Genomic DNA, 18,666 nt, shown 5'->3' on the forward strand with positions numbered 1-18,666 from the left:
GAACTGTGCGGGAGACTATGTTTGTTATGTTGACACGACACCGTTTGGTGTCTTATAATTTTACTGGACACCAAACGGTGTCGTATAAATTGAAGTTAGTAAAAAGTTACCTTAAATTCTATTGTAACGAAATGAATGGAGCAGCTGCAACCCATGGATCCGAACACCAAATATCATTTTATGAAGTTGAACTCTAGGAGGGGGTGTTGTGAACGATAATCATCCGTCACGGGATGTCTTTGACGCGATTGCGGATCCAACCAGGCGCCGGTTGATTCAGCTATTGTCCGAGACAGCGGAAATCCCGCTTCACGAGTTAACCTCGCAATTCGATATGGGGCGCACGGCCGTATCCAAGCATTTGACCATCCTGAAAGAAGCAGGACTGGTTACGGACCGGAAGGTTGGCAGGGAAACGCGCTTTCGGCTGAATGCCGCTCCGTTGAAAGAAATTCAGGACTGGGTCTCTTACTACGGGAAATTCTGGACGGTTAATATGCTGCGCCTGCAGCAACTATTAGAGGAGGAAGAGGAATGAGTTTGAAATTAGAACTGGATTTTCAATACAATACTTCGGTTGAAAAGGCCTGGGCTGCGTTAACCACTTCCGAAATGCTTGCCAAATGGGTGCTCCCGAACGATTTTAAACCGGAGGTTGGACACAAGTTTCAGTTCCGGGCAGAGCCTAACCAATATTGGGACGGCATTATTGACGGGGAAGTGCTTGCCGTAGACGAAGCAAACCGTTTGTTGTCCTACTCTTGGGCAGTTGGTCCGGAGAAGCATACGGTTACTTGGACGGTGCAGGAGTTGGGAGAAGGCAAGGTTAACCTTCACCTCGAACAAACCGGCTTCTCGAGCGTACCAGCGCTTGAAGGAGCTAGATACGGCTGGACGAATTGGCACAACGAGCTTGCCAAGCTGCTGGCGCAATAATCGCATATTTGAGCCTACTACTCAAAACCACATAAACCGGTTGCAACTGTTTGCAACCGGTTTATGTCTGGTTCGTACAATTGGAAGGATATAAATCTACGACCCGAAAGGATGTAAGGAATGAGCGAAACGGGCCAGGAGTACATCGTCATTACGAATGCCAGGGAAAACAACCTTAAGAACGTTTCTTTGCGTATCCCGAAGCGGAAAATTACGATTTTTACGGGAGTATCGGGATCGGGAAAGTCATCCATCGTCTTCGATACGATTGCTGCTGAATCTACAAGACTGCTAAACGAGAACTTCAGCACGTTCGTTCGGACTTTCCTGCCGAGCTTTCCACAGCCGGATACGGACGGAATCGAAAACCTCAGCATGGCCGTTGTTGTCGACCAGAAAAGGCTTGGCGGCGGCTCCCATTCCACTATGGGCACCATCACCGATATTTCTCCGATTCTCCGCGTGTTGTTCTCGCGGGTGGGGCAGCCGTTTGTTGGATCTGCCAATATGTTTTCCTTTAATGATCCGCAAGGCATGTGTCCGGAATGCAACGGCATCGGCCGCAGACTTGGAGTGGATATGAGCAAAGCCATTGACATGTCCAAGTCGCTTAATGAAGGTGCCATCATGCTTCCGGATTATACGGTAAACGGCTGGGAGATGAATATGCTCTTGCAGTCGGGTGACTTTGATCCGGACAAAAAGTTGCAGGATTATTCGCCGGAAGAGCTGGACCAGCTGCTGTATGCCAAGGCGCGGAAGGTGCAGATGGACTTTGCCGGCAAGGCAACAAACATTACCGTGGAAGGCGTTATCGAGAAGTTCACGAACAAATATATTAAGCAGGACGTAAAGCTCAAATCCGAACGCACGCAAAAAGCGGTTATGCCTTTTATCACGGAAGGCAAATGCGGCAGCTGTCACGGTTCGAGACTCAGTCAAGCTGCGCTGAACTGCCGGATTAACGGGAAAAACATCGCAGAGCTATCCTCAATGGAGGTTGGACACCTCATCCGGGTTATTCAAGAAATCAGCGACGCCAAAGCAGCGCCAATCGTCAAATCGTTGACGGAACGTTTGCAGCATCTGGTGGATATCGGGCTTGACTATTTAACGCTGGACCGGGAGACCGATACGTTATCCGGGGGCGAGTCGCAGCGCGTCAAGATGGTCAAGCATCTGAGCGGCAGCCTGGTCGATGTCACTTATATTTTCGACGAGCCTAGCGTTGGTCTTCATCCCCGGGATGTACACCGGTTGAACGACTTGCTAGTGAAACTGCGGGATAAGGGTAATACCGTTATTGTCGTAGAGCATGACCCGGATGTTATTAAGGTCGCCGATCATATCGTTGACGTTGGTCCGCATGCAGGCAGCCGCGGAGGGAACATCGTGTTCGAAGGCAGCTTCCATGGGTTATTGGAGTCGGGCACCTTAACCGGAACGCACATGAAGAGACCCCTTGAGTTGAAGAAGGATTGCAGGAAGGCTTCCGGCAAGCTGCCCATCCGCAATGCGAATTTGCACAACCTGCAGAACGTGAGCGTAGACATCCCAGCAGGAATATTAACCGTTGTTACAGGCGTTGCGGGTTCGGGGAAAAGCTCGCTTATTAACGATGTATTCCTCAGCCAGCATCCTGACGCAGTCGTCATTGATCAATCGGCGGTTGGCGTATCAACCCGTTCGAATCCGGCAACCTATACGGGGATTATGGATGATGTGCGTAAGGCGTTTGCATCCGCCAATAAGGTTAATCAGGGATTGTTCAGCTTTAACTCCAAAGGGGCTTGCGAGAACTGCCAAGGGCTTGGCGTCGTCTATACGGACCTTTCCTTCTTCGAAAGCGTAAAGATGCCATGCGAGGTGTGCGAAGGCAAACGCTTCAAGGAAGAGGTTCTCGAATATAAGCTGAATGGCAAAAATATCGCGGAAGTGCTGGAGATGACTGTCGAGCAGGCATTGGAGTTTCTCGATCTGAAAGAAGTGAAGAAGAAGCTCCAAGCAATGAGCGACGTCGGCTTGAACTACATTACGCTTGGCCAGCCGCTCAGCACGTTATCCGGCGGGGAATGCCAACGGATCAAGCTGGCAAGCGAGCTTCATAAGAAGGGCAGCATTTACGTCATGGACGAGCCAACAACCGGTCTGCATATGTCGGATATCGGGCATCTCCTGGAGATTATGAACCGGCTCGTGGATACCGGCAATACGGTTATTGTCATTGAACACAACCTCGAGGTTATCAGCCAGGCGGATTGGATTATTGATATGGGACCGGATGGAGGCAGCAGAGGCGGCCAGGTTGTGTTCGAAGGTACTCCATGGCAGATCATTAATGAAGAACAGTCGATAACAGGGAAGTTTTTGAAGTAAGCGATTCGGATCACGCAAAAAGCGAAAGCTGCCGAACTAAGAGGTCGGCAGCTTTTTACGTTAAGGAATTTTGATTTTATCCGTTTGGGAAGTATGCTGTTTCACAAAGGCAGTTCTGACGAGGGTACAATGAAGAGGATAAAGAAGTTTTAGGAGGAGACGATATGGAAGTGTTTGCCGAATTTCTAGCGGGAATTGATAACCTCACACACCGGGAACGAACGGAGGAAGTGTTGAGCTGGGTCACTGATACGTTCCCGGCTTTGACTCCCAAGATCGGATGGAATCAGCCTATGTTCACCGATCACGATACCTATATCATCGGATTTAGCGTAGCCAAACAGCATCTGGCCGTTGCGCCCGAACGGGCAGGGATGATTCGGTTTACGGATGACATAGAGAAGGCCGGTTATGATCAGACCAATCTCTTGCTGCGGATTCGGTGGGAAAGACCGGTGGATTACAGCCTTCTTAAGAAGATGATTGAATTTAATATCACCGACAAAGCGGAATGCACAACGTTCTGGAGGAAATAGTCGTCTCAATAGGCAGGATATTGCATACCCAAGTAGAATAATAGGAATATAATTGCCATGCGGGAGGGCTGCGCATGATCTCATTATTCGAGTATAACTGGCAGGTTCGCAGGGACTGGTTCAGTTGGTGCGGTGAGGTAGACCCGGATGAGTTGTTGAAAAAGCGTACCGGCGGATTAGGATACATACTGCCCACGCTTTATCATTGTCGCCGTCGAATACGGATGGATCGTAATTGATTTTTCAACCCGCTGCCATGATGAAGTTGCGCCATTCGTCTATGGTTGGAATGACAGCATGGAGAACCGCGTGATGATTGATATCACGGATGACGGGAAAGAAGAAGCCCATAAATGCGGCGAAGTGATGAGGCATGTTATTGCGCACGAGATTCATCACAAGGGTCAATTGTCCGTGTGGGCACGCGAGCTCGAAAAGGTACCGGTTAACGCAAATCTGTTCGGCAGAGGGCTATTCGGTTAAGAGGATATGAATCTAAGAGAAAAGGAGTTTGAATAGCATGGATTTAGGAATTAAAGGGAAACGGGCAATCATTACAGGCGGAAGTAAAGGCATTGGGCTTGAAACTGCGATGCTGCTTGCAGCCGAAGGCGCGCAGGTTGCCATTGTAGCCAGAAGCGTAGAGCCGTTAAAGGCTGCAGCAGAAAAAATCGTCGCAAAAACCGGCGTAGAGCCGCTTATTATCTCCGCTGACGTTTCGGTGGAAGCGGATGTGCAGCGTGCGGTTGAGGCAGCAGCAGATCGGTTTGGCGGGATTGACATACTCGTGAATAATGCGGGCACTTCGGCAGCAAAGCCGTTTGAAGCAGTGGATGCTGCGGCTTGGTCGGCCGATCTGGATTTAAAGCTGTTTGGAGCGATCCATTTCACGCGGGCAGCGCTGCCGTTCCTGCGTAAAAGCGAGGGAGGTGCGATCGTTAATGTGACGGCTATAGGCGGCAAGACGCCTTCAGGTTCTTCGCTGCCAACCTCGGTAAGCCGGGCAGCCGGTCTTGCGCTCACGAAAGCAATGAGCAAGGATCTGGCGGCTGACGGGATTCGAGTAAATGCGGTCTGCATCGGCTTAATCCGAAGCGATCAGATCGAGCGGATGTGGCAGGCAACAGCCCCGAATTTAACGTGGGACGAATTTGCCGCGGATCCGCGGCACGATATCCCTCTAAGACGCATTGGCCGTACGGAGGAAGCGGCGAACGTAATCGCGTTTCTCGTATCGGATGCCGCTTCTTACGTGACGGGTACATCCGTTAACATTGATGGCGGCAAAGCAGCTGTACTCTAACCGAACAGATCTATAGGATTGGAAAAGTCGCGTAACCCGCGGCTTTTTTGATTTAATCGCATTAAATAAAAAGGATTTGCCGATTAACCGATTGAGGACTGCATCATACTAACAGTTAATGGCTTGCAAAAATTCTTTACTGTTCGTTCTTAAACCGCTATGATGGGACATAAGGGAGGTATGAACAATGGCTAGACCAAGAGAATTTGACCAAGACGCCGTCCTGCAGAAGGCGATGGAATTATTCTGGGAAAAAGGATACGAACGGACTTCGATTCAAGATTTGGTTGAGCGGACCGGTGTGCACAGAGGCAGCTTATACGATACGTTTGGAGATAAGAGTCAGCTTTTTCTGACTTGTCTCGACCGATTCCGTGAAGGAAACCGGGGCCATGCCTCTAGTATCCTTGAAGAGGACGGACCTGCCAAAGACGTATTATGGCGTTACTTTCAACGGCTGATCGATGTGGCAATGAGCGAGGAGAACGGCCGCCGGGGCTGCATGATCGCCAATACCGCTATGGACATGGGGAAGGTAGACCCTGTTGTTTCATTCCGCATTGAGGCGTACACGCTGGATATGGAAACGAACTTCAAGAATTTTCTCATGCGTGCTCAACAGCAAGGCGAGTTAAAAACGAAGCATACCGTGCAGGAAGCAGCGCGATTCTTGCTAAATACGCGAAACGGGCTTTATGTACTCGCCAAAATTGCAACGGACCGTCAAGTACTGGAAGATGCAGCGAAGGTAGCGATGTCAATCCTTGTCTGACGCGAATTTCACATTATTGTTGACTAATCGTTCTTAAATAAGTATATTAAGACATGTGGAAATCATGTCTTGATGCTAATTAAAGAATGATCATTCCGAAATACATGCGATAGGGAATATCAGTCTCATGTTAGTATGAAACGAAAGGAAATAGGATATTTTTTTTGATAGTTAAAGAACGAACATTCTTTAATTGAATTTTTCAATCCTTGCCATTCGAAAAAAACGAAAAGAGGGATTTCATGATTACGATTTCTTCAAAAGCATCCTTTTGAATTGTGGCTTGGGTACTAACAGTGAGCTTGTGGTCAAGTACGGCGCCATCCATAGAATTTCCGGTGTATGCCTCGCAGTGGCATCTTTCCAAATCGGTAACAACAGGTGTTTTCTCGGTGTATCCAATCGTCCTCATCCTTGTTCTATTCCTGCTGGGCAATCTATCCAACTACATTGGCCGCAGAAATACGTTAATTACCGGACTTCTTTTTCTTCTTGTCAGTGCATTGGTATTCGCGACAGCGCAGAACGTTATCTGGCTGTTTGTCGGCCGGATATTCCAAGGCCTTGGGGTAGGATTAACGGCCGGATCCGGAGCGGCTGCGCTTGTGGAGTTCAATCCGACCTCGAATAAAAAGCTGCCGGGGTCCATTAACACGATCACCCAGGCAGTTGGTCTGTTCCTTGCTACAATTGTAGGAGCGGCATTGATCAAATATGCGCCGGCACCGCTTCATTTCAGCTATTGGGTATTGGCCGTCCTTCTATTGGCCAGCATCATTGTTTGCTTCTTTCTGCCTAAGCAGACCAAAACGCAATCTGCGGCAAGACCAGTCTTCAAGCTTCAGCTTCAAGGGGTAAAAGTTCCAAAAGGACAATGGGGAATCTACTTATTGGCAGCCCTGGCGATTGGAACGGGATTTGCAAACGGGGCGGTATTGCTGTCGCTTGGCGCTCAGATTGCCCGCGACGTCATTGGTACGCAAGATATTCTTGTCATTGGTACCGTATTGTCCGTCTCCTATCTGCTGGCTTCGGTCAGCGCAACAATCGCAGGTCGCTTAAAACCGGTCTTATCCATTCGAATCGGCATGGCTTCAATCGTCGTGGCAGCCGCATTGCTCTTTACCGCGGCGGAGGTTCATTCGTTCCTGCTGTTCATGAGTTCATCCGTTCTGGGGGGACTTGCATACGGGTTCTCCGCATCGGGAGGCATTGGCTTAGCGGCAATCAACTCTCAAGCCCACAACCGCGTTCAATTTTTGTCGGCTGTACTAGTAGCCGCCTATTTGTTCCAAGGGTCCAGCGCATATGGCGGTGGGGTTGCCTCCAGCACGCTTGGCTTTAGCACTTCGATTGGAGTGATGTCGGTCATAATTGCCGCTCTAGCGATATCCACGTTCTTGCTCGCCATAAAGAAGCGCAAAACAACGGAAGCTATAGCCGCAGAGCCTGCAACACCGTAATGGACAATAGGGATACCCTTTCCTGAGGGTATCCTTTTTTTGTTCTGAATAGAGCTCAAGTTTATTAGCCATGATCAATTTTATGAAACGTCAACACGCTTACGACAGTATGTAAGGTAGGTATTTATGCGGCGAGGGGGCACGGACAAGATGACAAATAGAGAAGATCTTCAATACCTAAATCAAGAATTACGGCAAATCGAGCAGTGGGAAAAGGATCAGAAGGATCTGTTCTTTTGGGAAAAGTTAGGCCGCTTGCCATTTGTCATTCTGGACCGGTTAACGCCAAAGTTCATTCAGGACAAAATTGGAGTCGTTCTCGACGAGCTTGGAAGCTACGTGCAGAGCGGCGGCCGTTATTTAATCAGCAAGGAGCAAATGTACCGGAGGATGCTGCCGCATGAAGAACCCGATGCCGATACGGCATTGGAGAGGATTGCGCAGCTTCCGCTTGGCAAAATGGATGAAGTCGCCGAGAACATAAGCAAATCAAGCAGCAACACGGCAACCGTTCAAGGCGCAACGACGGGAATCGGCGGAATCTTTACGCTAGCCATCGATATTCCGCTCCTGCTTGGGATCTCCATTAAAGCGCTGCAGGAAATTGCAATCAGCTACGGTTATGACCCCTCAGAGAAATCCGAGCGTATTTTTATCGTAAAATGCCTGCAGTTTTCCTCCTCCGACATTGTAGGGAAGAAGGCAATTCTTGAGGATCTTGCCGCTTTCCGCTCAGGCGAGCAGAGCAAGCAGGTATTATCTCAGCTGCAAGGCTGGCGCGAGGTCATGTTGTCGTACAGGGATAATTTCGGATGGAAAAAGCTCTTTCAGATGATTCCGATCGCGGGTATTTTGTTTGGCGCTTATCTGAATCGCTCCACCCTGCAGGATGTGACCGAGACTGGCAGGATCATGTACCGGAAGCGCAGAATTATCGAGAAGCTGGAATCTATATCCTGAATAGAGGAGCATCAACAAGGCAATTGTAAATGAAGCGGAAGACTCGAGTATGGACAAAAAGGAGTATATCTTAGTGGAAAATATGGAATGGTACGAGAAGCTGCATGACTATTTTCCGGAGCATGAGATGAAGGATCCTCATCAACTTGTTGACTTGCTTGAAGAGACGGACGTATATCACATTAAAGAAACCGACAGCTATATCGTTTTGTATGCCGAGTTCACAACCTTTATTTTTATCGATTATCTGTTGGTCACGCCGCATTCGAGAAGCAGAGGGATCGGTTCCAGAGTACTTAACTCGTTAAAAACAAAGGGGAAAATGATTCTGCTTGAAGCCGAGCCTAACGATCCCGATAATGAGGATACTCGCAGGCGGCTTGCTTTCTACAAAAAGAATGGATTCAAAAAAGCCGATCGGATCATGTATGCTCCCGAGGATTTCGATGGCCATCCGTATCCCATGCATATTTTATACTGGTCGCCAGTTGAACTGGAGGAAGAGATCATTATGGGCCGCATGGAAAAGGCATGCAAAGAAATTCATAACTTTAAATCAAAGCAATACTATGGACGTGTTTTAGTTGATCCCGATAAAGCTTTGAAATTATTGCACTAGAATGTGGCGGAGATGATAGAGGCAGCCAAAGCAATGGCTGCTTTTTTTGATATCCAGTTTTTTGGTATTGCAAAGGTTTGATAAAATGCTATCCGCTTCTCGTTTCGGGAAAGCGATAGCATTTTTTTTGTATTATTCGCGAAGACCAGATAGATGTATACTTGAAGTTATCAAAAGTAAAGAAATAAAGAAGGAGTGAATCCCGATGCAAGTTACCTTGCACACGGCTATATGCGAACAATTCGGAATCCGGTATCCTCTCTTCTTGGCCGGTATGGCAGGCGGGCCTACAACCCCGGAATTGGTAGCAGCAGTCTCCGAGGCTGGCGGGCTTGGCACTTTAGGGGCAGCTTATATGGCGCCGGAGGATATCCGGATAGCTATCCGCCGCATCAGAGCATTAACCTCGGCACCTTTTGGAGTAAATTTGTTTGTCAATCAGCCCACCGATAATAACACGAGGACGCAAGAGGTACAGAGCAAGCTGAACGCTTTCCGTGCTGGGAATTCCCGATTCGGAAGGAAGCGATATTCATTCCCCTGATTGGTTCGAAAAGCAGTTCGCGGTGCTGCTGGAGGAGAAGGTGCCCGTTATTAGCACGGCATTTGGAGTGCTGCCGGAACCGCAAATGCAGGCGGCAATATCGTCCGGCATCAAGATTATAGCCATGGTGACAACTGTACGGGAAGCGCTGCATGCCGAAGAGACGGGCTGTGATGCAATCGTAGCGCAAGGAAGCGAAGCGGGAGGTCATCGCGGCACCTTTGACGTAGACGTCCATCCGATGGGAGCGAATATTGGTACGATGGCTCTTGTTCCACAGATTGCGGACCGCGTATCTATCCCCGTTATCGCTGCAGGCGGCATTATGGATGGACGCGGGCTTGTAGCCGCTCTGGTGCTTGGTGCGCAAGGCGTACAACTGGGAACCCGCTTTCTGACATCGCTCGAAGCCGGAACAAATGAGACATACCGTACTGCTCTTCTTGACAGCAACGAGGAGAGCACGGTTATTACCAATGCGTTCTCCGGAAGGCCGGCACGCGGCATTAAAAATGGCTTTATCAAGCAATGGGAAGCTAGCGGTACAACGCCACTGCCATTCCCGACACAAAATACCGCCACACGCGATATCCGCAATGCGGCAAGCAAGCAGCAGAAGGCGGATTACTTGTCCTTATGGGCAGGACAGGGAACACGGATGCTGACTGTCGGTCAGTCAGCCGGGCAAATCGTAGAGGAGATCATTAATCAGGCTGCTGCATTAACGAAGTGAAAAAAACGTTCAACAGTAATAGGCTCGAATTTCCGTCCTCTTGATAATATTACCGAGAGAAGAAAGGAACGTAGCGATGATACGAACCAACAAACAGGCTCTTAGGCGATTTTTATTGGAAAAGCAGCTTCTTCTCAAACCGCGAAGCAACCTGGAAGCAAGCAGTGATCTGGTATTGGACTTTATCCGCAAGCTGGAATGCCTGCAAATCGATCCGGTAGCTGCCGTCCGGGCGAATCAGCATTTGGTGATGTCAGCCCGGTTGGCGGGTTACGAACCTAGTCTTCTCAATGACTTATTAAGCGATCATAAGGTATTCGAATATTTTGCTAATGCAGCCTGCATCATTCCGATGGAGGATTACCCGATATTCGAGCCTACCCGGACAAGAATCCGCGAGCGTACCGCTTCTGCGATTGCCGCCTTGCAGCCAGTCCCGGAGCAGGTGATGGACAAGCTTCGCCATGAGGGACCATTGCCGGCTAGAGCGTTCGAATCGGATATTCGGGTGCACGGGTATTGGGAAAATACGAATGCGGCTGCCAAAACAAAAGCAACCTCGCATGCCATCAACCTGTTAACGGATGCAGCGCACATTCGGATTGTCGGCAGGGAAGGCAATCAGAGACTGTTTGATTTGACGGGCAACAGCGTTCCAGCCGATCTCCTTAGAGCTGCCGGCGAGCTCGGGAGAGAAGAAGCGGAGCGGTCCATGCTGTTTAAATATTTCCGCGCTTATCGCGTCTTTGAGCCTTCCGATGCCAGATTTGGCTGGCTGAGGTATACTGCAGCCCAGCGCCGTGACGCGGTTAAGCGGTTGATCCAGTCTGATATCCTAACCGAGGTCGAGGTAGAAGGCCTTAAGCATCCTTATTATGTGCTAACTTCCGATGCGGAGCAGCTGCTGGTACACCATGATTCGGCTGCTGAGGAGCAAGAGCAAGCTAAGGAAGCGGAAGCTTCGGACATTACGTTCTTGCCGCCGCTGGATAATTTGCTTTGGAGCCGAAAGCGTCTGGAGGATTTATTTCATTTCGAATACCGTTGGGAGATTTATACGCCTGCAGTTAAACGGAAGTATGGTTATTATGCGATGCCGATTCTAGCAGGGGACAGACTGATTGGCAGAATGGACCCTCGGCTCGACAGGAAAGAAAATGCACTGAAGGTAGAACTGCTGCATTTTGAACCGGATGTTAAAGTATCTGCCCAGCTGCGCAAAAATGTGAAGAAAGCGGTCAAGGAGTTTGCAAAAGCAAACGGTGTAGTAAAGGTCATTTATAATTAATGACATTAACGAACTATGTCATGTATTTGGACACATTTTGTTGACATCTCCCGAGACTACTTGGACGCAACTTTTAGACGGGGTGCGCGTTAGAAAGTAACAAGAAAAAAGCCGCGATTTCCGCGGCTTATTCTTGTTACTTCATTAATTTAAAGATCAAGTCCAATCATCGATTGAGCAAGAGAAGGGGTATCCGTAATTAAGCCGTCGACTTGATATTTAAGCATTTCCTTCAGGTTGTGACGGCCGTTCACCGTCCAAACCCATACCTCCCGTCCTGAGGCGTGCGCACGATTGACAAGCTGCTTCGTTACCATAACCTGCTCAACCGTATAGAAATCCACGTCCAAAGAGGAAAGATCGCCAACGGCGAAATACATGATCTGCCCGATGCGGATATCCGGGGACAATGCCCGAATTTGCCTCAGCATGCTGCTGTCGAACGACTGGATATACACGTCATTTTCCATCTCATAGGCATGGATCAGACGGATTACTTCGCGCACGAGTGGTTCGCTTGCTCCATGCGGCTTCAAATCAAGCAGCAGCTTGATTCGTCCCTTTGCCTCCATCAATACCTGCTCAAGCGTAGCGACAGGAATCTTTGCACCCTCTGCATCCCGACCGATGGACAGCTTGTTTATTTCCTCATAGGTCAGCTCATTGACGGATTTGTTCAGACCGGCCATCCGGTTAAGAGTAGCGTCGTGATTCAATACGGCAACATTGTCTTTCGTCAGCTGGATGTCGATTTCAACTGACTGGATGCCCTTACTGATCGCGCTCTGAACGCCCGGCAACGAATTTTCTGGAGCATTCTCCGTGTCGCCGCGATGCGCGGAGATAAGGACGCTCCACTTGGCATAAACCAGATGACTGCTTGCTTTTAGACCAACAAATAAGGCAAGGCTAACATAAATAACGGCTAATAAGGCGAACAAGATCCGTTTATGGGCGAAACGCTTTATCATACCGGACAGAGCGTCTTCAAATCGTCCAAGGGAACTGCGGTACAGCCTCAGGTTATCCTGCAAATGCTGTCCGTTTTCCCGTTTGAGCACATAGAATAACCGGGTCAGTACGATTATGTTGAGAGGCATAATCGCCAGCGTCAACATGTACGTAAGAATGGTGGTCAGCGTCAAGGAATAATGATCGGAGAAAGCCTTCAGTATATTATGATTGAGCCAATGCGGCAAAAAGGAAATGGACGATAGCGTCGCAAAGCCCGTACCAATAACAAGCGCATTAATTAGAAATAACGAGGTCAGCACCTTGAAATGCTTGCCTCTCGTCAGATCGAGGCTGCTCCGGATTGCCCGACCGATGGTATGCCCTTCGAGGACGATATAATGCAGCACAAAAATCCATCTCAGTACCAAGTAAATGGCTGCGATCAAGATAAGCAGGTAGACAACCGACATCAGGACGGACAGGTGCATGACGCTGCGCTCCAGCACGATCGGGAGATTAAATAACGCATAGAACGACTCCGACATCGGAGAGTCGACGAACGGGATCAGCACGAGCAGCAATACTAGCAGCTGGACGGTACCAAAGCCTAATAGACTTGGCGTCTGGCGAAGCGCGGTAAAGAGGGCGTCCATGATCGCGATCCGTTTGCCGAAATAGCGCTGCTGAACCAGGATAATAAGAACGCAGAGCTCGATAAATATCGCAAAGGAAGCGACAAGCGCTATTACGGTAAGACCAAACATGCTTTGCCAGCTTATGCCAAGCTGAACGATATCATCGTTCATAAGCGAACCGGATCCAAGAACGGTCAGGATACGGCTGAAGATCAAGGTAATAATAGGGATAATGATAACGCTGGTTACCAGCATAAATAAATATTCAAACAATAATAGCTGCGGATACGCTGCGCGGAAGTCGCGAATGCTTCTACTGAGCAGCTTGAACATGAGATTCATCCTTTCTTGGCGGATCAGCCTAGTTGCTTATCTCGGGTAGCTGTATTAACTTACCATACCGTAACATTAGTGACAATACTAGACGATCTTACGGGGAATGATTGACAAATTTAGACCGGGGGGATGTCAATGGATCGGGGCAATCGCTCAGTGCCATTTGGCCACGTTGAAGAGCTGGACACCCGAAAGGGAACGCTGGTCTTCTACGACACGTTTCAGGACGTATCGGAACAGCAGCTGGAACAAGCGGCAGTACTCGCAAAGGCAAGATCCTTTGTCAAGCTTGTCCTTTACCCGCTCCATGAAGAAACGGCAAGACGCATGTGGAAGCGTCCCATTGAGCCGTATTACAAGCGGGAGGATTTCCTGTTTGACTGGAGAAGGGAACACGGAGACGAAGGTATGATCGCGATTGAAAATTGGGAAGGGAAGCGTAAAAAATATACGCCTATCGAAGCGGCTATCCGTCACTTGATGGAGGCGTATCCGCAGCCGCTCTTCTTGTACGTCTCACCGGAGACGGCTAACGCGTTTGCTTCGTATAGTTCGTTCGAGGAATGGATCGGCAAGATTCGCCTCATCATCACCGAACCGCCGCCGGATGCGCATCCGAATCTGACAAAGTTTAGACATCGTTGGGATGTGGGCTAGAATGGCTCTTCAAAGCAGCTGCCAAGTATTGGCGGCTGCTTTTGCTATATGCACGGTTCCGCATGGGGATACGCATAATTCCCACCATATTGGTAAAACCTGAGAAAGCAAAAAGTCAGATTATGGTGATCAGCAGGTGATGGAATGCCTACAAGAAAAATCAGAAGATTAAATGCGAAGCTGCTTATGCCAAGTCCAAGCAAAACGATGGATAAATACAAAGGACAGCAAGTTTCCGGCAGCATGGCGGACACGATTGCTTTTATAGACGGAATTTTGGGCATGAATGAAGATCTTACGGTACGAAAATTCAACATATTTGGTCAGTTTCCTGCCGCCATCATGTTTTTCTCCTGTATGGTCAATCAAGACAGCGTCAATGCAGACATCATGAGAGCGTTGATGTATACGCCGCCGCATCTCATTGGGAGATCTATCGAGACTGCTCATTTATCCGACGTTATCATGAACGACGCTCTTTATCATAGCAAGAGCAGCCTGCAAGGCGAGCTCACGGCACTCGTGGAGTGTATTTTGCGAGGCGATACGGTCATTGCCGTTGACGGGATGGAGCAATCCATTGTCATTACGACTCGGTCCGTGGAAAAACGTTCCATCGAACAGCCTGCAACCGAACAGGTCATTAGAGGTCCCCGCGAAGGCTTCATTGAGCCAATAGGCACAAATATCTCATTAATCCGGTATCGCCTTCAGTCTCCCGATCTTCGCATACAAACGATGGAGATCGGCCGGAGAACCAAATCGAAGGTAGCCGTCTGTTATATCGAAGGCATAACGAATCCCGCGTTGGTGGAAGAAGTCCATAAACGTCTATCCAAAATCGATACCGATACGGTTCTGGATTCCGGCTATCTGGAGCAGTTTATCGAAGACAATCATTATTCACCGTTCCCGCAAGTTCAATATACCGAGCGTCCCGACAAAGTGGTTGCCAATCTGGCTGAAGGAAGGGTCTCTATTCTTGTAGACGGTTCCCCTCTGGCCTTGGTTGTGCCTACGGTGTTCAGCCAGTTTTATCAGACGGTGGAGGATTATACGGAACGATTCCTTCTGATGAGCTCGATCCGGCTTGCCAGGATGATCGCTCTTGTCTTCTCGTTGGTTTTTCCTGCAATATACGTCTCGATAATCTCCTACAATCCGGAGCTTATTCCAACCGATTTTGCGGTTGCCGTAGCCGGAGGAAGGGCGGGTGTACCATTCCCGGCTGTTATCGAGGTCATTATTATCGAAGTCTCCATGGAAGTTCTCAGGGAGGCTACGATCCGCTTGCCGCAGCAAGTTGGCGGAGCGCTCTCGATTGTAGGCGTATTGGTTATTGGTCAAGCAGCCGTGGCGGCCGGGTTTGCAAGTCCTATTACGGTTGTAATTATTGCCTTAACGACAATTGGATCATTTGCAACTCCGGCCTACAATGCGGCGCTTGCGCTGCGGCTGCTTCGTTTTCCGCTCATTATTTTAGCCGGAACCTTTGGGCTTTACGGAGTTATGATAGGATTGATTTTTATTGCGAATCATCTTCTGTCCCTGAAGTCTTTTGGCGTTCCGTACCTTAGCCCGTTTATTCCGCTTGACTTTCAAGGTTTGAAGGATCTACTGGTCAGAGGGCCGTTATGGCTGATGAACAAAAGACCTGCGTTTCTGGATCCGGTCGAAGAAACAAGGGTATCGAAATCGAAGTTTGAAGAGCTCAAAAAAACGTCAAAAAACGTGTTGGATCCTTTAAATGATAAGAGTCAGTAGGAGGAATCGATAGATGGAGACCCGTCAGATTACAGTCATACAGGCAGCCGCCGTTCTTGTTAGCACCATAATTGGAGTAGGCGTGCTCGCACTGCCTCTGTTTGCGGTACGCGCTGCCGATTCTGGTGGGCCTTTTGTAACCTTTCTGGCTATGCTGCTTGCATTTGTTGGGCTATTTCTGATTACCCGGCTCGGCATACGGTTTCCGGACGAGACGATTATCCATTACAGCGAGAAGATTATAGGCAAATGGCTGGCCTGGATTGGCAGCCTGTTTATCATCCTGTTTTTTGCTGTACTCACCTCGTTAACTGCCCGGGAATTCGGCGAAGTCGTCGTTACATCGGTCTTAAAGTCGACTCCGGTTGAAGTTACGGTAATCGCCATGCTGCTTCTCGCCGCTATCTCTACGCGCCACGGAATTACCACCTTCGCGCATATTCATACGTTTTACTTTCCGTTTTTGTTAATCCCTGCTCTTGTCATTGTCGCCTTGTCTTTAAAAAATGCGGAAGCGATTAATCTGCTGCCCATTATGGGCAATGAACCGGGCGGAATGCTGAAAGGTACGCTAACCATTGCCGCACTCTTCCAAGGAGCATTCGTATTGACCGCCGTAATTCCGAATATGAAGCATCCGGAGAAGGCCATGAAGGCTAGCTTCTGGGGGATGATGATAGCCGGAGGCCTCTATGTTATTATCGTTGCGGCTACAATAAGCGTGTTTGGATCAGAGGAGATTAAACAGCTGCTCTGGCCGACTTTGGAGCTGGCTAAAGCAACATCCCTGCCTGCCAACATATTGGAACGGCTGGACGCTTCCTTTCTCGCTGTATGGGTGACTGCCGTATTTACAACGCTCTTCTCCAGTTACTTCTTTACGATTTATTCGATGAGTCATCTATTTCGATTGCAAGAGCATAAGCTGTTTTCCTATTTTATTTTGCCGTTTGTTTTCGTAATGGCCATGCTGCCTAAAAGCATTATTCAAATGTATGAAATCATTGAAAACGTCGGCCGCATCGGATTAGTCCTTACAATCGCCTATCCTGGCTTATTGCTTATCGTTTCGATTCTTCGCAAGAAGAGAGGGAACCCTGTTGCAGACAATAAGAAAGTGGATCAAACTCATTAAAATGGTTTGCGTGCTTATAATGGTCACGCCATTTCTCACCGGCTGTTGGGACAGGCTGGAGATTGAGGAACGGGCAGTTGTGCTCGGGGTATCTATTGATAAGGCAAATACGGAAAAAGCGGAAAAGGAAGAAGATGAAATCTCCCATTTGCACGGAACCTTTCCAACTCCTGATAAAGGTATGATCCGTGTTGCCGTGCAGATTGCTCTTCCTGGAAGAATTCCGTTAGGTCCAGGTGAAAGCGGAGGAGGAGGAGGAGGCTCCGTTGGAAAAACGGTTTGGGTGATTGACGTTGTTGGCCATAGCTTGAATGACGCTTTTATGAATTTGCAGCAGCAGGTATCCAGCAAGCTTTTTTTTGGACATCTGCGCGTCATTGTCATTTCTGAAGCCGTGGCAAGAAACGGCCTCGATAACATTAATGATTACTTCCGTCGCAACTCTGAAGTCCGGCGAATGGCATGGATGATGGTTGCGAAAGGACAAGCACGGAAACTTATGCTGGCTGCTCCGCCTCTGGAACGGGTTCCTACGCTTTATTTGATGTCAACGCTGGATCAAGGCATACGGATGGGGAAATTCCCGAAAGACTACATCGGCATTTTCTGGAGCAATGTATCTAAAAAAGGGCAGGAAGGCTTCTTACCGTATGTTGATATAAAGAAAGAACAAAATGTGGAAATCAAAGGTCTGGCTTACTTTGTCGGTGACCAAATGGTTGGAGTGACCAAGCCGTTAGAAATTGCGGGTTATTTGGGGATTAAAGGGATTAATCCCGCAGGCTACAGAGTATTCGTACAATTGGGCAATAAAGGACAGACCGTTATGACAACCGCAACGCATCGCCGGGCAAAAATACGAGTGCAAATCAAGGACGATATTCCTCATTTCACCATTGATATGGGAATTGAGCTTAACGTAGAAGGAAAGTTTAGCGACGAAGTTCAGATCAATAATCCGGATGTTTTGAGAATGATTGAGGAGAAGCAAAGAGAAGATGCCGTCAAATCTTATTCCAAGGTCATTAAGGATTCACAAGCAAAAGGCTCGGATTATTTCGGATTTGGCGAAATCGTACGGGCAAAAAAACCCCATTATTGGAATAAACGAATCAAGACGGCGGAGGAATGGAGCAAAATGTATCAGAACTGTACCTTTGAAGTCAAAGTAGCATTGAAGGTACGCAGGGTCGGAATGAAGGCAGTATAGTATCCTGATTTGTTAAGGATGGGATTGCGAATGTTTGGCGGTTATACGATGGGATACCTGTATTACGCGATTACATTGTTTATTGTAAGCGGGTTGCTTGTCATTTACATCGATGTCAGAGATCTAGGCAAAGATAAAAAACAAAAGAAAGAATGGAAGGTTTCACGGTTTATGGGATGGTTCAATATCGCTACGGGCGTACTCTTGTGGATTGGCGATTTGATTTTACGTTAGTCCAAATTTAGGTTTATAGCAGCAAAGACCATTTGATTTCGGAGGAATACACTCCGGATTCGGATGGTCTTTTTTTTTAGCAAAAGAAGCTAAGATTCATGGAGAGAGAATTGCGTCTCTAGCTGGCTTGAGCTATTCAGACTGATTGATATCTACGGTGGAACCTTTTATATTAAGTAATGTTCTGTTTATATTGATTTGGTTATAATTA

The 18,666-nt window shown here is 48.3% G+C and carries 18 protein-coding genes and 1 pseudogene; 18 read left to right on the forward strand and 1 reads right to left on the reverse strand.

Annotated features, from left to right (window positions below):
• Positions 1-208 precede the first annotated feature (208 nt).
• The 13 genes and pseudogenes from WFK81_RS07055 (at position 209) to WFK81_RS07110 (ending at position 11,530) form a co-directional block, all read left to right on the forward strand.
• A complete protein-coding gene (locus WFK81_RS07055) occupies positions 209-538 on the forward strand; it encodes an ArsR/SmtB family transcription factor (RefSeq protein ID WP_336785751.1) in 330 nt (109 codons plus the stop codon).
• A complete protein-coding gene (locus WFK81_RS07060) occupies positions 535-936 on the forward strand; it encodes an SRPBCC family protein (RefSeq protein WP_336785752.1) in 402 nt (133 codons plus the stop codon). Before WFK81_RS07055 ends, WFK81_RS07060 begins: the two co-directional genes overlap by 4 nt.
• A gap of 120 nt (positions 937-1,056) precedes the next feature.
• The gene (locus tag WFK81_RS07065) at positions 1,057-3,312 is read left to right on the forward strand and encodes an excinuclease ABC subunit UvrA (RefSeq protein WP_336785753.1); all 2,256 of its coding nucleotides are present in this window, start codon (positions 1,057-1,059) and stop codon (positions 3,310-3,312) included.
• Positions 3,313-3,476: 164 nt separating this feature from the next.
• On the forward strand, positions 3,477-3,848 hold the full coding sequence (locus WFK81_RS07070) for an iron chaperone (RefSeq protein ID WP_336785754.1): 372 nt from the start codon (positions 3,477-3,479) through the stop codon (positions 3,846-3,848).
• Between the two features lie 74 nt (positions 3,849-3,922).
• Positions 3,923-4,331: pseudogene (locus WFK81_RS07075) on the forward strand (DinB family protein).
• 37 nt (positions 4,332-4,368) lie between these two features.
• Complete coding sequence (locus tag WFK81_RS07080) at positions 4,369-5,151, forward strand: SDR family NAD(P)-dependent oxidoreductase (protein WP_336785755.1); 783 nt, start codon at positions 4,369-4,371, stop codon at positions 5,149-5,151.
• A gap of 187 nt (positions 5,152-5,338) precedes the next feature.
• Complete coding sequence (locus tag WFK81_RS07085; protein ID WP_336785756.1) at positions 5,339-5,923, forward strand: TetR/AcrR family transcriptional regulator; 585 nt, start codon at positions 5,339-5,341, stop codon at positions 5,921-5,923.
• 296 nt (positions 5,924-6,219) lie between these two features.
• Positions 6,220-7,386, forward strand: coding sequence for an MFS transporter (locus WFK81_RS07090; protein WP_336785757.1), 1,167 nt, complete (start codon positions 6,220-6,222; stop codon positions 7,384-7,386).
• Between the two features lie 150 nt (positions 7,387-7,536).
• Positions 7,537-8,346: an EcsC family protein gene (locus WFK81_RS07095; protein ID WP_336785758.1), complete on the forward strand. Its 810-nt coding sequence runs from the start codon at positions 7,537-7,539 to the stop codon at positions 8,344-8,346.
• 49 nt (positions 8,347-8,395) lie between these two features.
• Entirely contained in the window at positions 8,396-8,965 is a 570-nt protein-coding gene (locus tag WFK81_RS07100) for a GNAT family N-acetyltransferase (RefSeq protein ID WP_336785759.1), read from the forward strand.
• A 205-nt stretch (positions 8,966-9,170) separates the two neighbouring features.
• Complete coding sequence (locus WFK81_RS30940) at positions 9,171-9,509, forward strand: nitronate monooxygenase (RefSeq protein ID WP_442956029.1); 339 nt, start codon at positions 9,171-9,173, stop codon at positions 9,507-9,509.
• Positions 9,463-10,242, forward strand: coding sequence for an NAD(P)H-dependent flavin oxidoreductase (locus WFK81_RS07105; protein WP_442956030.1), 780 nt, complete (start codon positions 9,463-9,465; stop codon positions 10,240-10,242). Before WFK81_RS30940 ends, WFK81_RS07105 begins: the two co-directional genes overlap by 47 nt.
• Before the next feature lie 115 nt (positions 10,243-10,357).
• Positions 10,358-11,530, forward strand: coding sequence for a winged helix-turn-helix domain-containing protein (locus WFK81_RS07110; RefSeq protein ID WP_336785760.1), 1,173 nt, complete (start codon positions 10,358-10,360; stop codon positions 11,528-11,530).
• A 149-nt stretch (positions 11,531-11,679) separates the two neighbouring features.
• Here WFK81_RS07110 and WFK81_RS07115 read toward each other — a convergent pair whose 3' ends face one another.
• Positions 11,680-13,452, reverse strand: coding sequence for a glycerophosphodiester phosphodiesterase (locus WFK81_RS07115; protein WP_336785761.1), 1,773 nt, complete (start codon positions 13,450-13,452; stop codon positions 11,680-11,682).
• Between the two features lie 138 nt (positions 13,453-13,590).
• Here WFK81_RS07115 and WFK81_RS07120 point away from each other — a divergent pair, with 138 nt between their 5' ends.
• From WFK81_RS07120 to WFK81_RS07140, 5 genes are all read left to right on the forward strand, one after another.
• Positions 13,591-14,112 (forward strand): hypothetical protein, encoded by a 522-nt coding sequence (locus WFK81_RS07120; protein WP_336785762.1) that lies wholly within the window; start codon positions 13,591-13,593, stop codon positions 14,110-14,112.
• A gap of 144 nt (positions 14,113-14,256) precedes the next feature.
• The gene (locus WFK81_RS07125; RefSeq protein WP_336785763.1) at positions 14,257-15,876 is read left to right on the forward strand and encodes a spore germination protein; all 1,620 of its coding nucleotides are present in this window, start codon (positions 14,257-14,259) and stop codon (positions 15,874-15,876) included.
• A 13-nt stretch (positions 15,877-15,889) separates the two neighbouring features.
• Positions 15,890-17,011 carry a GerAB/ArcD/ProY family transporter gene (locus tag WFK81_RS07130; RefSeq protein ID WP_336785764.1) on the forward strand — a complete coding sequence of 374 codons (1,122 nt, stop codon included), beginning with the start codon at positions 15,890-15,892 and terminating at the stop codon, positions 17,009-17,011.
• On the forward strand, positions 16,977-18,221 hold the full coding sequence (locus tag WFK81_RS07135; RefSeq protein ID WP_336785765.1) for a Ger(x)C family spore germination protein: 1,245 nt from the start codon (positions 16,977-16,979) through the stop codon (positions 18,219-18,221). The genes WFK81_RS07130 and WFK81_RS07135 overlap by 35 nt, the downstream gene beginning before the upstream one ends.
• 30 nt (positions 18,222-18,251) lie before the next feature.
• The gene (locus tag WFK81_RS07140; protein WP_336785766.1) at positions 18,252-18,455 is read left to right on the forward strand and encodes a CLC_0170 family protein; all 204 of its coding nucleotides are present in this window, start codon (positions 18,252-18,254) and stop codon (positions 18,453-18,455) included.
• The last annotated feature ends 211 nt before the right edge of the window (positions 18,456-18,666 follow it).

The organism is Paenibacillus sp. MMO-177, from assembly GCF_037147795.1.
Classification (GTDB): domain Bacteria; phylum Bacillota; class Bacilli; order Paenibacillales; family Paenibacillaceae; genus Pristimantibacillus.